Here is a 15,647-nt window from a genome sequence, read left to right as displayed (position 1 = left end):
ACTAAAGCAAAAATATCAACAATAGAGAAATTAAAGAAATTTAAGACTAAAGGGGATATGAAAGTGGATGAAAAGAAGAAAAATGATAAAAGCATAGAAAGGTAAAAGATTATAGGGGGCAGGTTTTTGTCTGCTTACTGTATTGTATGATGGGGCAAGTTCCAATACTGGGGTGAAAGTCCCTAAACAGCGTATTTGTCGACGAATTCCATAGCAATCCTGAAATTTCACATGGAGATATGTGGAAGAGAGGAACGACCTGACTTGATGAACATGAATATGATATTAAGGTTGGTTAGATATGTAGATTACAGTATACTAACAGTAGCAAACAGTGTAGTGGCAAATAGAGTAATAGTTTTAGTAACCAATGTATAGAAAAGAAGTTAGGATTAAAATAAATGCAACAAAATTCAAAGTTATTAAACCAACAAAGCTAAAATGTTTTGGATTTGAAGTCTGAAAAAGAAAAGACGATTAGAAGGCTAGAACAGACGAAAACTTTTTAAAAGATATAGTATATGTGATGACAGCAAAGACAATCTATTATCAATATAGTAGATATAGATATTGAAATGAGATAAAGAATAATGGTACAATATCTATAAGTAGACATTTATAAACAACGAAAGAAATGTATATTAAATCAAAAATTATAGATTTAAGAAATTTAGAAAGATATATTTAATTCATTAAAAGGATGTTGTATTGTTCTTCTTGATTCTTTTAATTAAAAAATTTCTTTATTTTTTTAAAGTTGTTTTGACAAAAGTGATAGATTTAAAATGGTGGAAATTTAGTTATGAATTACTCAGTATTAGTAGTAGAAGATGATGAAAGTATTTTAGATTTAATAGAGATATATCTAGAAAATGAAAATTATATTATAAAAAAGGCAACATGTTCAGAGGAAGCAATTAGATATATTAAGGAAGAAGAATTTGATTTAGCGATTTTAGATATTATGTTACCTGATAAAGATGGATATTATTTATGCAAAAAGATTAGAGAGTCTTTTAATTATCCAATTATTATGCTTACATCAAAAGATGATGAGTCAAGTAAAATTAAGGGCTTAACCTTTGGAGCGGATGATTATGTAACTAAACCATTTTTGCCAGGAGAGTTAGTTGCAAGGGTAAAGGCACAATTAAGAAGGTGCAATAATTATAATTTAGAAACTAGAGAAAATTCTGAAGATATTTTGACTTATAAAAATGTAGATCTAAATATAAAATCAAGAGAGGTATTAGTAGATGGGGAAAATGTTGATTTGACTCCTACTGAATTTATTATTTTAAAGTCATTACTAGAAAAAAAATCAGAAGTTTTAGAATCTGAGGATTTGTTTTATAAAATTTATCCAAATGATTATTATGTAAAAAACAATACTATTTCAGTTCATATTAGACATATTAGGGAAAAGTTAGGAGTGCAAAACAATATAATAACAACTGTATGGGGAGTTGGGTATAAAATTGGATAAAGATCAATATTTTAAATATATACTAAAAAAAATAGTAATAAAAATTATGGTATTTTTATTTATTCTAATGAGTTGTATGCTTGCAATAGATAGCAATATTTTTAGATTTAATAATGAAATACACGAATTTTTTGTTAATAGATTGGATCTGATTTTTTTTGTTATTTTATTATTGGGGATATTAATTATTATAATAAAAGAATTTTCAAAATTAGAGAAAGATTATATTGACTTATGCAAAAAAATAGACGATTTGGATGAGAATGTTGTTAGTTTCCCGACTCCTTATAAAACTTTAGAAGATTCCATAAATAGATTAAAATTTAAACAAAAAGAGATAGAATATACGCTTAAAAAAAGAGAAAATGAAGATAATGATTTAATCACCTACTTAGCACATGACTTAAGAACTCCTTTGACATCTATCATTGGATATTTATCAATGCTCGATGAAATGAAAGACTTGCCTAATAAGCAAAGAGAGAAATATATTAGACAATTATTAGAAACAGCATTAGGATTAGAAGATCTTATAAACCAATTTTTTGAAATTGCTAGATTAAATAATGGTGAATTTAGTATTCATAAAGAAAAAATTGATTTAGAATATTTTTTAATACAATTAAGAGATGAGCTTTATCCTATGATGAAAGAGAATAATCATAAGATAAATATCTCAAGTGAAGGCTCAATATTTGTAAATGTCGATCCAAATAAAATGAAAAGAGCCTTAGAGAATATTTTAAAAAATGCAATCTTATATTCTTATGCAAATACAGAGATAAAAGTTAAAATATATCAAACGTATAAGTGTGTAATATTAAAAATTATTAACAAGGCCGATACACTAGAAGAAGCGCAGATAAGAAATATGTTTAACAAATTTACTAGATTAAATCTAGCAAGAAATTCAAAAAAAGTGGGATCTGGCTTAGGTTTACCTATCGCAAAAGAAATTATTGAATTACATGAGGGTAAGATAGAGGTAGAAAGTTCTAATAATGAAGTTATTGTCATTGTAAGATTAAAAAATAAATGAGGATTACACCTTAATTATGTATAAAACTACATAATTAAGGTGTTTTTTTATTTTTTAAAAATTAATGAAATCTTAAGAATTAATCAATAGAATATTAAAACACTTTTTTATTGTATCAATTAAAATAAAATCATAGAGGAGTAAAATTTTTATCACTAACATGAAGATGTATTTTTTTACTTTTTAATAAGGAAGCATAAAAGATAAGGGAGGTAGTTTAGTGGAATTAGAGATTAAAAACGTAAGTAAGAAATTTAAAGATAAATTAGCGGTTGATAATGCATCAGCTACGTTATGTCCAGGTGTTTGGGGACTCTTAGGTGCAAATGGTGCTGGGAAAACAACTTTAATAAAAATGATCACTGGAATTAGTACACCGAGTCAAGGCGAAATTTTATATAATGGGGAAAGAATCAACAAATTAGGAGAAGAATATAGGAATTTGTTAGGGTTTTTACCTCAAGAATTTATTTGTGCTCCAGAGTTTACTGTAAATTCATTTTTACAATATGTAGCTGCTTTAAAAGGTATAGACAAGAGCAAAACAGAAGAAATGATTGATAAACTCCTAGAAGTATTAAACTTATCTGATGTCAAGTACAAAAAAGTAGTAAAGCTTTCAGGAGGAATGAGAAGGAGAGTAGGAATATGTCAAGCTATTTTAAATGATCCTAAAATATTAATTTTAGATGAACCAACAGCAGGACTTGATCCTGGTGAGAGAATAAAATTAAGAAATTTTATCACGGAAATATCAAAAAATAAAATAGTTTTGCTTTCGACTCATATAGTCTCTGATATTGAATATATATCAACATCAAATTTAATTATGAAAGATGGTAAATTTGTATATTCTGGAACAACTGATGAACTGATATCTAAAATTAAGAATAAGGTATACGAAGCATCTATATCAAATAGAGAATATGCAGAAAAAGAAACACAATTGAATGTTGTTAATGTAAAACAACAAGATGATGGAAACGTACTCATTAGATACATATCAGATAAAGATGATGTTTTAAATAATTCTAAATTAACAAAAGCTCATCTAGAAGACTTCTATTTATGGGTCTTTCCAGAAGATAGAAGTTTTAAGGTGAATTAAAATGAAAATTTACTTAAATGAGATAAAGAGGATTTTATCAATAAGATCAAATCAAATTATAATATTGTTTTCATTACTACTTGCTATATTGCTTTCCATAGCTCCAATTAATTTTACAAAAATTACCTATGGAGAAGGAGATCAAGTAAAAAATTTAAAAGGAAAAGAAGCAATAGAATATATTAAAAAAGCTAAAGAGCCTTATTCAGGAAAGATAACAGAAGATTTAATTTATAATGGCACAAAAAAATATAGAGAAATACTAAGAGAATATAATGTTACTGATAGGTCTGAATTAAAACCTGAAATTAATACAAAGAAGCTTATGCCTATAGAACATATAAGTAAGAAAGTAAATGAAGTATTCACTGATTCTCAAAGTAATAACCTTCCTCCAGTTTTAAGCATAGATATCAATGATACCAAATATTTTTACAATAAAGTATTTGATTATCTAAATAAAGTAATTGAAAATGAATATCCTAATAAAGCTCAGAATCAAATTATAGAAAAATCTGAAAAAGCACTGAGTAAAATAAAGACTCCATATGAATATTATGGATATTATAGTACAGATGCAAATGATTATAGAGGATTTTATAATACGATAATAATAATTTTAATGGTTGTAGTAGCAGCTCCAATATTCTCGTCAGATAGTGAGAATGATTTAGATTATATATTTAAAACAACTAAATATGGCAGAAGAAAGTTTGCCATCTATAAAATCCTAGCAATACTTACGATTTCGGTATTAACTTTGCTCTTAGGAAACTTCATACAAGGCTCTATATTAGACTATGCTTTTGGAACAGAGTATAAAAAGACTTCTGTTCAGATGATGTTTAGTGCTTTAAGTTTGCATAATTGGAACTTTGGACAGTTTAATAAATATATGCTTATTTGTAATAGTATCATATTGATTTCAACCATTCTTGCTACACTAATTATTTCTGTATTAAGTAAAAGAAAAGTTGAATCCATAATGAAATCAATTTTATTAGCAGTATTTCCAACAATAATTTCTCCTATTGGTATGATTAGTGCTATAAACTATATTTTTCCATCTTCAGGAGTAGGACTACTCAATTCATTACAAAATCAAATAGCTGATTTTAATTTTGTAAATGTTTTTGGAAATTGGATGAGTTCATCAAGTCTTATAATGATATCAGCTGTAATATATATTATTATTTTACCAAGTTTAGTAGTAATGATGTATTCAAAAATTGGAGGTAATTATGGACTTAATAACCCTAGAAGCAGAAAAATATAATAATAAAGAAAACATTACCTTAAACATGGTAATCGAAGGACCTGATTATGAGGATAAGTATGATAAGATACAAGTTTATTTAAATGAATGCGATTGGTTGCCTAAGAATATAAACATATTAACATCTTCCATAGATTATGGACCACATGAAAGCATATATACAAGACCACAATCTTATGAAGAAAGAATGATTTTAAAAGATTATTATGATCCAATTTTATCGTGGGATGAAAAAAATAAAATAAGGAGAATATAGAACTGGTAACAGAGTTCGCGCTTTAAAAACTCTTAGAGCATCATATTAATGATGAATCATAGAGGCTCACACTATATAGAAATTTTAGTCTATATTTTGTGGGCTTCTATATTAATTATAAATAATAAGACTAGTTTGCTTTGTCAAAGCTGTAGGGGAGGTATAGATTATGAACATATATTTACAGGAACTAAAAAGATTTTTATCTAAAAAATCAGTAAGAGTTTTTTTGGTCGTGGGTTTATTTTTTACTTTTTTGATATCATTTATTACTTATAGAAGTGTACAATATGATGATATAAGTTCTGGTGATACAATTACCTATTTTGGAAAAGAGGCTATAGATCATTTTAATGAGGATAATAAAGCCTCTGAAGGTTATTTGACAGAAGAAAAAATAACTAAAGTAGTAAAATCTTATAAAGAAATATTAAATAATGAAAATGTAAACAGTAGAGAAAACTTATCAGAGGATGCTAAAAAAAATATATCGAAATTTGATCCTATATTAAGAGTAATAACATACCCATATACAATTACAACATCTGGAAGTTTACTTGATGTAAACGAACTTGATACAGAAAAAGATTTAAATTTTTATCAAAGTTGTTATGATGCATTGGAAAGGGACATAAAACAGAAATATGACAATGACAAGATAACAGAATTTGCTCTAGAAAAATATAAAGAGGTAAATAAACCATTTTATTATGGAGGATATTTTAGTGAAGATATACTATTTTTCGTAAATATTTTTATAACGGTATTATCACTAATTTGTATATTGATTTCATCACAATGCATTGTTGAAGATAAAGAAAATTACCTAGATTCAATTTTTAGAACAACTAGAAATGGAAGAAATAAATATATTTGCAGCAAGATACTTGCCTTAGCAAGTATTATATCGCTTTATTTGATATTAAATATATCTATTTATTATGGAACTATTAAATATCTTTATACTAATGGTTTAGATTCATCTTTTCAAATGTTACTATTTAATCAACTGTCAATATCTAATTTAACTATAGGTAAAGTTATATTAAGTGTATTTTTGTTAAGTATATTATTTACTATTGCAAGTTCAATGATGTCAATATTTGTCGCTATAAATTCAAAAGTTTCTATGGTTTCATCAGCCATATCGAGTGTTTTATTTTTTATTCCATCATTATTGTATGGAAAAAAATTGTTTAAATCAATATTTTATTTTTTGCCGTCTTTGGGATTAGGTACTGCAGAAAATAGCTTAATTGAACAGTATCAAAAATTTGAATTTGTTAAGTTGCCAGGTAAAATTTTATGGATTCCAAAGTTTCTAGTAATAATGGCTTTAATTAATATTGCTCTGTATTTATTGCTAAGTATAAAATCATATAACAAAATAGAGCAATAAATATTTTAATGGGAAGTAGAGGATAAATATATGGGTAAGGATAAAATAAATCATCTTGAATGTATAAAAATAGCATTCAAGATGATTTATGAAGTAGATAAAAATTCTTTTGCGATTACTATAATATTGTCAATTGTAAGTGGTGTTTTTCCGTTTTTAGTTCTTAAATTAGGACAAACAATAATTAATATAATTCAAATTCATTCCACTAGATTTGATAATATTATAATACTTATACTTATATATTTATCTTTACAATTTATATCTGTAATAGTAGATAATATTAAAAACTACTATTTACAAAGGTTAAGTAATGAAGTTACTTATTCTTCTATGAGGAAAGTAATGGGAAAATGTGCTGATTTGCCTTTAAAAAAACTTGAAGATAATAAAACTTACGATATTTTGAACAGAATAGAGCAAGATGCTACATTAATGTAATATCGTTATCTAATATAAGCTTTTCTTATGATGATAATAGTTTAGCTCTGCAAGACATTTCTTTAAAGATAAAAAAAGGAGAATCCATTGCAATAATTTGGGAAAATGGTTCAGGAAAAAGTACACTTCTAAAAATTTTAGCTGGATTATATAGTCCAGATTCAGGTGTGTTTTTAATTAATGGGATGAAATTTGATGATATTGAAATAGAATCTTATAGAATACAGATTAGTTCATTATTTCAAGATTATTTGAAATATGAGGGGACAATAAAAGAGAATATTATATTAGGGCAAATTGATAGAAATGAAGACGACTTTTCGATTCTAACAGCATTAAATAGTGCTGATGCAAAATTTTTAAAAAATGATGGTAAATATAATATTAATAAAGTAGTAGGTAATTGGTTTGAAAATGGGCAGGAACTTTCAGGCGGACAATGGCAAAAAATTGCAATAGCACGAACTATGTATAGAAAATCAAGTCTATTGTTATTTGATGAGCCAAGCTCGTCATTAGACATAATTTCTGAAAAAATCATATTTGATAATATTTTAAATAATTTGAATGATAAGATTATTATATATATCACCCATAGGATAAGATGTGCGATGAATTCTGATAGAATTATTGTGATGGATAATGGAAAAATAGTAGGTGATGGGAGTCACGATGATTTAATTGAAAACTGTAATAGATATAAGTTAATGTATAATAAGGAATTTAAGTGACTTTAATAGATTGAAGGGGAATTAATTATGAAATTGAAAAATCAATATATTTCAGTTGGGATGAAAGTGCTAACTGTATACTATATAATTTGGTTAATCTTTATTGTAGTATTTAAAATGACATTTTCAATCAATAATTTATTGATTGAGCGACAAATAAATTTACTACCATTTTATTATGACAATACAGTTAATATTAAAGTTATTTTTGATGAGATGGTATCAAATATACTCATTTTTTTACCTTTGGGAATTATGATTAGATCTATTTTATTTCGTAAAAACAATTTAAAAAGTATTCTTTTTGTATTTTTCTTTAGTTTAGCTATAGAGTTTTTACAGTACGCATTGTCAATTGGAGTATTTGATATAACTGATATAATTAATAATACATTAGGTGGTGTATTGGGCGTGGGAATATATAATTTAGCTTTAAAAAAATTTAAATCTAAGTTTAAAGTAGATAAATTTATTTTTTGGATAGCTTTTATTAGTGCTATTTTTATAAGTTTAGTATTAATTGTTTTTTTAAAATATAATGGTATTTAAAAAATTTAGTCAAGTCCATAATATTGTACTAGTTTAATTTACACAATATTATGGACTTGACTCTTAAATTCTTATACTTAACAATAAATATTATAATACCCTTTAATGCAATTACACAGAGTTATCGTTTACTCTTTCATAGCTTTTTATCTCTCCACTTCCTTTCCATAATAATTTTCATAGTTTTTCCTATATTGAACAAGGTCAGAAAATTGTTCTTTATTCAAAGAATACTCTAGCATAAGGGTGTTCTTTTTTTCTTGCAATTTATCGAGGTTTGATAGTATTTCTTTTGTGTTTGGTAGTTTTTTATAGTTTTCTAAAATTTCTTTAGCGGCAATTTTATATACGGAAAGTTCGCTATAATATTCTTCTGCAAATTGCTTATCATCAGGATTTTTCTTTTGGTATTTATAGATTTCACGATACTTATTTATAGTATTTATATTTTCCATATTCTCGGATAAACTCTTCATTTCAGTTTCAATCTTCTTTATTTTATCTAATAAGTCTTGTCTATCATCAGCAGATTTTTTGATCAGGTCATCGAGTTGAGTAATTGAATTAATTCCTTGTTCTCGAAGTTTAATTATTGAATCTGCCATTGTTTTGATATTATATTTTATTGCCCAAACTTCATAACCTTTAGAGGATTGAGCTTTCTCATTAGTAGATATATCAATAATATTTCCTACACGTTTTTTAATAGGATTAGCTTTGTTTTTAATAGTTATATCTATTCTTTCTTTGATTTTTTCCTCAGTATAATCTTCTCCGATAGTCTTAGCTCTTGTAAATCTTTGCTTATCTTTATGACGAAAAGCAATGTGTTTACCAAACTTAATTTCATAATCAAGAGATTTCATATTTTCTAAAAATCCTTCCCAAGATCTAGATTTATTAATCATTCTATCTATATCAAATTGAAGTTTAGATTTCCAAGAATTTCCATTCTTGTTTTGGTCATACTCATACCAGGATTTACCTGCAGTTTTATATTTTCTTTTGTTAGCTTCATAGTATTTATCAATAACTGAAAGCTTATTTTCTTTACATAATTCGTCACTTTGATACCTGATTTTATGGTAAGTTTTTTTGTTAGATTGGTAGCATTTACCAGTCTTGTAATTAACATTATTAAAAATAATATGGTTATGGATATGTCCTCTATCTATATGAGTTGCAAGTACAAATTCATAATCTTCTTTTAAAATTTTCTTGCATAACTCCATTCCAATTTCGTGAGCTTTTATAGGATCAACCTCTCCTGGTAGAAAAGATTGGATTAAATGTCTAGCCAAAACTGTACCTTTAGTATCATTATCTTCTCGTGTTTTCATAAATTGTATGTGGGCAGTAGATGGATGACATTTGAATGAAGATACCAAGACTTTTTTATCAGTTTTTTCACTCTTAGTAATGTAATCTATTGCCAAATTTAGAGTTGATTTTATAGGATGTATTTTTGTAATTGCCATACTAATCACCAGAACTTTCTTTTGATTTGTTAAGAAGTAGGGAATGGATCTGCCATATTTCTTTTGATAATTTTTCTATCTGTTTATTCATTGATTCAATTTCATTTTTGTAAATAACACCAGTTGTATTAGTAGCTTTTGCAATCTGGTTTATATTATTTGTTGCATTCGAAAGTAGCCATTGTAGGTTTCTAAATGGTTCTAAATCTACAACATAAATCTCTTTTTCTAATACACATTTCCTAAGAAAGTGGGACATAGTTTTGCAGTTTGCAAGTTTCATTTTCTTTTCAAAAACTTCTTTTTCTTCTTTAGTTAGTTTTATTTCTATTCTTTCATTTCTAAATCTATTTGCCATTTTATTCTCCTTTATAAAATATATTTCGGGGTCTTAGGGTTCTCCCTAACAAGGTAAAAATTAAAAAAATGGAGCATTCCGTAAAGGGCTGCTCCATTAATTTTTTCGTAAGTGTCCGTACACTTACTGTGCTTGCTATTAAAGTTATAAGCGTTAAGCGTTTATTAGGTTTTATTAATTATACCGCATTTAAAAAAATTAATAAAGAAGTATAAGCGAAGCTATTGACAATGATTATCAGAGTTGATACAATAATACCGACAATAGTGTCGGTTTGGAGGTTATTTATGAAATGAAAATGGAAGCTGAAGAAAGAAAAAAGCAGATTAGACAAGCAGCTATGAAAGTCTTTTTGGATAAGGGATTTAGAAATACAGTTATGAATGACATTATGGAAGCTACTGGGCTTTCTAGAGGTGGGTTGTATCATCATTATGGTTCTACCTATGAAATTTTATACGACATTATGTTAGAAGGAAATAAATACAGAGAGAAGATAATCTATGATGAGATGAATAATACAAGTCAGGATTTTAGCGAAGTTTTATCTGAGATTATTTTAGAAAAAATGCTATATCAGAGTGACTATGTTTCAATTTATGCAATGTTTTTGCAGGAATTAAATCATGACGATAAGTTAAAAGACTTATATAAGAAACTAAAAAAATCATCATCTGATAGTATTCTAATGTTATTTGATGAAGATGTAAGAGGTGAATTAAGTGAAGCTATCGAATTAATAACTGATTTGATTAACACATTTATTCTAGGTTGTGAAGTTCTAAATGCAAGAGAAAATTTTGTGAAGAACAAACTTGCATTAAAAAAAATGATAGGAATTATCTTAGATAATAATGCTAAGTAAATCTTAGGGTTTACTCAGAAAGAAAAAATATATCTTAAATTGGAGGTTTATATGAAATTAAAAGATATCGTACAAGTTACAATTTTTACAGTAGTGGCGTTTATATTAAACATGGCTGTATCAACAGCCACAGGAATGTTAGGAACTTTATCCTTATATATAGCGGCAGGATTTTCTTCCTTTGTAGTAGCTCCGCCATTTATAATTATGGCTAAAAAATTACAAAAAAGAGGAATAGCTTTTATATTTTTCATGTTGCTTGGTGTATTTTATGCATTAAGTGGATATTGGCCAATGCTTATAGTAAATGCCATCGCAGCTATTGTAGCAGAATTAATTATAGGTAACTATAAAAATGATAATAGAGTTGCCTTAGCAGTATCTGCTGGAATGTTTGTTATTTCAATGCATGCAATGACATTTGTAAGACTACTTGGACCAGAAAAAATTGTTGAAGTTTTTAGCGTATTTACTAAAGAACAGGCTGCCTTTATGGATGCCTTTTTTACACCAAAGGCAATGCTAATCTCAATAGGCATTAATATCGTCTTGGTATTAATAGCAGGAAGATTTGGATTATATATAAATAATAAGTTTTTTAAAAAGAGTAAAAAATCAGGAATATTGTAATGGAAAAAATAAGGAGAGATGACAACTGTCTTGTAAATCCTATAATCTTATTTGTTTTAATTTTAGCGTTTTCGATTATATTATTTATAACAGATGATATTGGCTACTATATTATGATAGGAATATCAATGTTTCTAACTTTAACTTTTTCCTTAAAACAATTTATTAAACAACTAGCAACAGTTCTTATCTTGTTAATTGTTGGCAAAACATTAACTATTACAGACTTAGGAATAGGTGGAAATGCAATTTTAGGTCTTGTAGAAATTGTATTAAAACTCTTTCCGATATTTATTATTGGCGGTATTCTTGTGAATACATCACCACTTAAAATGATGAGTTCACTTAAGTTTTTACACATTCCAAATGTGTTTGCTCTAAGCATAGTGATAGGAATGAAGTTTATATCAGAGATGGGGTTAAGGCTTAAAGAAATAAAGAATGGCATGAAGGTAAGGGGACTAAGATTAAGTCCCCTCCATCCTATTATGTCTTTTGAACTTTATTTCATCCCTCTTATCTATAAATGTTTGCAAGTGAGTGAAACTTTGACTTCATCTATTATATCTAAAGGAGCAGAATATAGAGGGGAAAGGACCAATTATCATAAAATAACTTTTAAATTTTTTGATATCGTATTCTTACTTTTAGCTATTTTCTTATTGTGGAGGTCAATATGAATGTAATAGAAGCTGATATTAAAAAATTCTCTTATGATGGAAATGATAAGGTAATTTTAAAAGATATAGAGCTAAATATTAAAGAAGGGGAACTTGTTGTTATAAGTGGTTTATCTGGTTGTGGAAAAACTACTCTAACAAGAATATTAAATGGTTTAATTCCGAATCATTATCAAGGACAATTATATGGACAAGTATCTATTTTAGGAAAAAATATTTCGCAATATAAAAATGGAGAATTGGCAAAATATATAGGAAATGTTTTTCAAAATCCAACAGATCAGTTTTTCGCAAATATTGTTGAGGATGAGCTTGCCTTTGTTGGAGAAAATTTAGGAATGGAGCTTTCAGGATTAAAGAAAAGAGTTGATGACTCTTTGAGTGTGATGGGAATTGAAAATTTAAAATATAGAAATATCAATTCTTTATCAGGTGGACAAAAGCAAAAAGTTGCTATCTCATCTACTCTTGTTTATGATACTAAAATAATTTTCTTTGATGAACCATCATCAAATTTAGACTATAGGGGAATAGTCGAACTTAAGAATATTCTTGAAAAATTAAAATCCTTAGGAAAAACGATAATAATATCTGAGCATAGATTGTTCTATTTAAATGATTTATATGATCGTTTTCTGTATATGAAAGATGGTAAAATCGAAAAAGTCTTTAAAAAAGGTGAATTAACAGAAGAGGATTGTAAAAATTACTCTTTAAGAACAACTAACTATAATTTTTTGCTATCTGAAAATATTGATAATTCCAAAAATGTAGTTGAGGATATAAGAGGAGTTGGTATTTCTATTGGTAAAAAAGAATTAATAAAAAATTTAAATATAAGCTTATATGAAAATGAGATAATGGCGATTATAGGTAAAAATGGAGTAGGTAAAACGACTCTTGCAAGATCTTTAGCTGGTTTATTAAACTTTAAAGGCAAGACAAGCTTTGGGAGAAATAAAAAAGAAAGATTAAGAAACGCTTATTATATGATGCAAGATGTAGAATACCAAATATTTTTTGATACAGTGGAAAATGAGCTTTTACAAAAAGATAGAATTAATGACGTTGAATATTTAAATAGACTTAGAAACGAATTAAAACATATTGACCTTTGGGAAAATAGGTATGACCATCCACAAAATCTATCTGGTGGACAAAAACAAAGACTTGCACTATTAACTGCTTGTTTAAGTGCTAGAAAACTAATAATTCTTGATGAACCTACGTCAGGTTTAGATTACAAGAGGATGAATGATATTTCTGAAATAATAAAAAGATATTCAAAAATATATCCTTTTGCCATAATAACTCATGATATAGAACTTATTTTTAAAGTTTGTAATTCTGTGTTAATGCTTGAAGAAGATGGATATAAGAAAGTATATGTTCAAGGACATGAAAAAGATATTTTGAAATTTATTAAAGATGGACTGATTGTGTAAGGAGTTGATTTTTTGAAACAAGATATGAAAGAACAATTATTAACAAAAAGACCTATAGATTTACTTTTTCAATTATCTATCCCTGCTGTAATAGGAATGATAGTAATAGGTCTTTATCCACTAATGGATGGAATTTTTGCAGGAAATATTATAGGACAAACAGCAATGACAGCTTGTGGTGTAGCTATGCCACTTACATTTTTCAATAGTGGTGTATCTACACTTATTGGTGTAGGTTCAGCATCAGTTTTATCAAGAGCTATAGGAAAGGGTGACCAAAAAACAGTTGATAAAATTATGGGAAATTTAATCTTTTGGGTTATTCTATTCTCATCAATTATTACAATAGGCGGAATTTTACTTGCACCACATTTTTTAGATATGGTTGGAGCAAGTGGAGAAATTAAAGAATATGGTATCAGATATTTACGAGTAATTTTCATTGGTTCTTTATTTGTAAACTTTACTCAATCAGCAAACATGGTTATGCGTGGAGAAGGATTAATGAAAAAAGCAATGCTCATTATGGGGCTAGGGGCTTTTTTAAACATAATTCTTGATCCCATTCTAATGAAATTAATGGGAAAATACGCAATAGAAGGGGCTGCACTTGCAACTATTACAGCACAATTTGTTCAAGCGATAATAACACTCCATTACTTCAAATATAAAAGTAAAGCAGTAAAAATAAATAAAATCAAACCTGATCAGGAAATAAAAAGAGAAATGTTTGGCGTAGGGTCATCTGCTATGATGATGCAAATTTTATTTATGATTCAGCAGACCATGCTTTACAAAATGTCCTTTAAATATGGAGGAGATACAAATGCTATCTTAATGGCAGCAACTTTAAGAATATATGCCTTTTCCTTTATTCCACTTTGGGGAATGAGTCAAGGCTTGCAACCTGTTGTTGGTACAAACTTTGGAGCAAAAAGATATGACAGGGTAAAGGAGGCAATGAAGGTATTCTCCATTGGAGGACTTGTTCTTGCAGCCATATTTTGGCTACCAGTCTTATTATTTTCAAAAAACATCCTTTCCCTATTTGGAGTAGAAGAAAGTATTATAACTCAGGGAGTAGGAAACTTTAGACTATTCTATTCTATATTTATCTTATATGGAGTAATGGTTATGTCTATAACATTCTTCCAAGCAATAGGAAATGCTAAAAAGGCAGGCATAATCGTCATGCTAAGACAATTATTTTTATTCGTTCCTGCCATGATTATTCTACCAATGATATTTGGAGTTAAGGCAGTATGGTTTGCTGAACCTCTTGTAGATTTAATTATGATTTTAGCTGGAATAGCAATGATGATTGGAGAGCTTAATAGAATGCCCTCTGAAATAAAAAAAATATAATAAACTATTTAAAAATATTACTAAAGGAGGTTTTAAAGTGAATTTAGTAAAAGAATATGTAAATAAAAGAAAAGGCTCATATTTTATGTCAATCTTACTGGCAATAATTGGAGTAGTGGCTGGGCTTTTTTCTTATATATACATGGCGAAAATTATTGTGAATTTGATTAATGGCATAAGGGATATTAGCTTATATACTCCACTATGCATAAATATTTTAATAACATTTGTTATTAAAGAAGTGGCAGCAGGAATATCAACAAGTATTTCCCATACCGCAACTTTTAACTCATTAGGAGAAATCAGAAATGATATTTCTAAGAAACTTTTCAAGATGCCATTGGGAGATGTACTATCAAGATCATCTGGAGAATTAAAAAATATTATAGTTGAGCAAGTTGATTCTATGGAAACATCCCTTGCCCACTTAGTGCCAGAATTTACGGCAAATTTAGTAGGACCTATTCTATTGTTTATTTACATGTTTACACTAGATTGGCGTTTAACTTTATTATCACTAATTCCATTTGTGGTAGGAATG

General features: G+C 27.4%; 17 protein-coding genes. 15 read left to right on the top strand and 2 right to left on the bottom strand.

The annotated features are described in order from the left end of the window. Positions 1 to 802: 802 nt before the first annotated feature. From E0D87_RS08640 to E0D87_RS08605, 9 genes are all read left to right on the top strand, one after another. A complete protein-coding gene (locus E0D87_RS08640; protein ID WP_130820109.1) occupies positions 803 to 1,486 on the top strand; it encodes a response regulator transcription factor in 684 nt (227 codons plus the stop codon). Then, entirely contained in the window at positions 1,479 to 2,525 is a 1,047-nt protein-coding gene (locus tag E0D87_RS08635; RefSeq protein ID WP_130820108.1) for a sensor histidine kinase, read from the top strand. The genes E0D87_RS08640 and E0D87_RS08635 overlap by 8 nt, the downstream gene beginning before the upstream one ends. Positions 2,526 to 2,745: 220 nt before the next feature. Further along, entirely contained in the window at positions 2,746 to 3,633 is an 888-nt protein-coding gene (locus tag E0D87_RS08630; protein ID WP_012797171.1) for an ABC transporter ATP-binding protein, read from the top strand. Between the two features lies 1 nt (position 3,634). Further along, positions 3,635 to 4,909, top strand: coding sequence for an ABC transporter permease (locus tag E0D87_RS08625; protein WP_130820107.1), 1,275 nt, complete (start codon positions 3,635 to 3,637; stop codon positions 4,907 to 4,909). Beyond that, positions 4,875 to 5,165: a hypothetical protein gene (locus E0D87_RS08620; protein ID WP_004818854.1), complete on the top strand. Its 291-nt coding sequence runs from the start codon at positions 4,875 to 4,877 to the stop codon at positions 5,163 to 5,165. The genes E0D87_RS08625 and E0D87_RS08620 overlap by 35 nt, the downstream gene beginning before the upstream one ends. A gap of 169 nt (positions 5,166 to 5,334) precedes the next feature. Then, complete coding sequence (locus E0D87_RS08615; RefSeq protein ID WP_035112649.1) at positions 5,335 to 6,564, top strand: ABC transporter permease; 1,230 nt, start codon at positions 5,335 to 5,337, stop codon at positions 6,562 to 6,564. Positions 6,565 to 6,594: 30 nt separating this feature from the next. Next, the gene (locus E0D87_RS09300; RefSeq protein WP_236587200.1) at positions 6,595 to 7,005 is read left to right on the top strand and encodes an ABC transporter transmembrane domain-containing protein; all 411 of its coding nucleotides are present in this window, start codon (positions 6,595 to 6,597) and stop codon (positions 7,003 to 7,005) included. Next, positions 6,996 to 7,736, top strand: a complete 741-nt coding sequence (locus E0D87_RS09295; protein WP_341272808.1) for an ATP-binding cassette domain-containing protein — start codon at positions 6,996 to 6,998, stop codon at positions 7,734 to 7,736. Before E0D87_RS09300 ends, E0D87_RS09295 begins: the two co-directional genes overlap by 10 nt. Before the next feature lie 27 nt (positions 7,737 to 7,763). Then, positions 7,764 to 8,285, top strand: a complete 522-nt coding sequence (locus E0D87_RS08605) for a VanZ family protein (protein ID WP_004812176.1) — start codon at positions 7,764 to 7,766, stop codon at positions 8,283 to 8,285. A 146-nt stretch (positions 8,286 to 8,431) separates the two neighbouring features. Here the strand turns inward: E0D87_RS08605 and E0D87_RS08600 are convergent, their stop codons facing one another. Then, positions 8,432 to 9,763: a relaxase/mobilization nuclease domain-containing protein gene (locus E0D87_RS08600; RefSeq protein ID WP_130820106.1), complete on the bottom strand. Its 1,332-nt coding sequence runs from the start codon at positions 9,761 to 9,763 to the stop codon at positions 8,432 to 8,434. 1 nt (position 9,764) lies between these two features. Beyond that, on the bottom strand, positions 9,765 to 10,121 hold the full coding sequence (locus E0D87_RS08595; RefSeq protein ID WP_004835595.1) for a plasmid mobilization protein: 357 nt from the start codon (positions 10,119 to 10,121) through the stop codon (positions 9,765 to 9,767). Between the two features lie 292 nt (positions 10,122 to 10,413). Between E0D87_RS08595 and E0D87_RS08590 the strand changes: the two genes are divergently transcribed. The 6 genes from E0D87_RS08590 to E0D87_RS08565 form a co-directional block, all read left to right on the top strand. Then, complete coding sequence (locus tag E0D87_RS08590; protein ID WP_035111395.1) at positions 10,414 to 10,986, top strand: TetR/AcrR family transcriptional regulator; 573 nt, start codon at positions 10,414 to 10,416, stop codon at positions 10,984 to 10,986. A 51-nt stretch (positions 10,987 to 11,037) separates the two neighbouring features. After that, positions 11,038 to 11,616: an MptD family putative ECF transporter S component gene (locus E0D87_RS08585; protein ID WP_002838928.1), complete on the top strand. Its 579-nt coding sequence runs from the start codon at positions 11,038 to 11,040 to the stop codon at positions 11,614 to 11,616. Next, entirely contained in the window at positions 11,616 to 12,296 is a 681-nt protein-coding gene (locus E0D87_RS08580; protein ID WP_035111397.1) for an energy-coupling factor transporter transmembrane component T family protein, read from the top strand. Before E0D87_RS08585 ends, E0D87_RS08580 begins: the two co-directional genes overlap by 1 nt. Continuing rightward, positions 12,293 to 13,741 (top strand): ABC transporter ATP-binding protein, encoded by a 1,449-nt coding sequence (locus E0D87_RS08575; RefSeq protein WP_130820105.1) that lies wholly within the window; start codon positions 12,293 to 12,295, stop codon positions 13,739 to 13,741. Before E0D87_RS08580 ends, E0D87_RS08575 begins: the two co-directional genes overlap by 4 nt. A 12-nt stretch (positions 13,742 to 13,753) precedes the next feature. Further along, positions 13,754 to 15,106 carry an MATE family efflux transporter gene (locus tag E0D87_RS08570; RefSeq protein WP_130820104.1) on the top strand — a complete coding sequence of 451 codons (1,353 nt, stop codon included), beginning with the start codon at positions 13,754 to 13,756 and terminating at the stop codon, positions 15,104 to 15,106. Positions 15,107 to 15,143: 37 nt separating this feature from the next. Next, positions 15,144 to 15,647, top strand: a 504-nt coding sequence (locus E0D87_RS08565) for an ABC transporter transmembrane domain-containing protein (protein WP_130820202.1), incomplete at its 3' end; no start/stop codon positions are given.

Origin of the sequence: Anaerococcus vaginimassiliensis, from assembly GCF_900626155.1 — a bacterium.
GTDB lineage: Bacteria > Bacillota > Clostridia > Tissierellales > Peptoniphilaceae > Anaerococcus > Anaerococcus vaginimassiliensis.
This window is presented reverse-complemented; position numbering and strand designations above follow the sequence as displayed.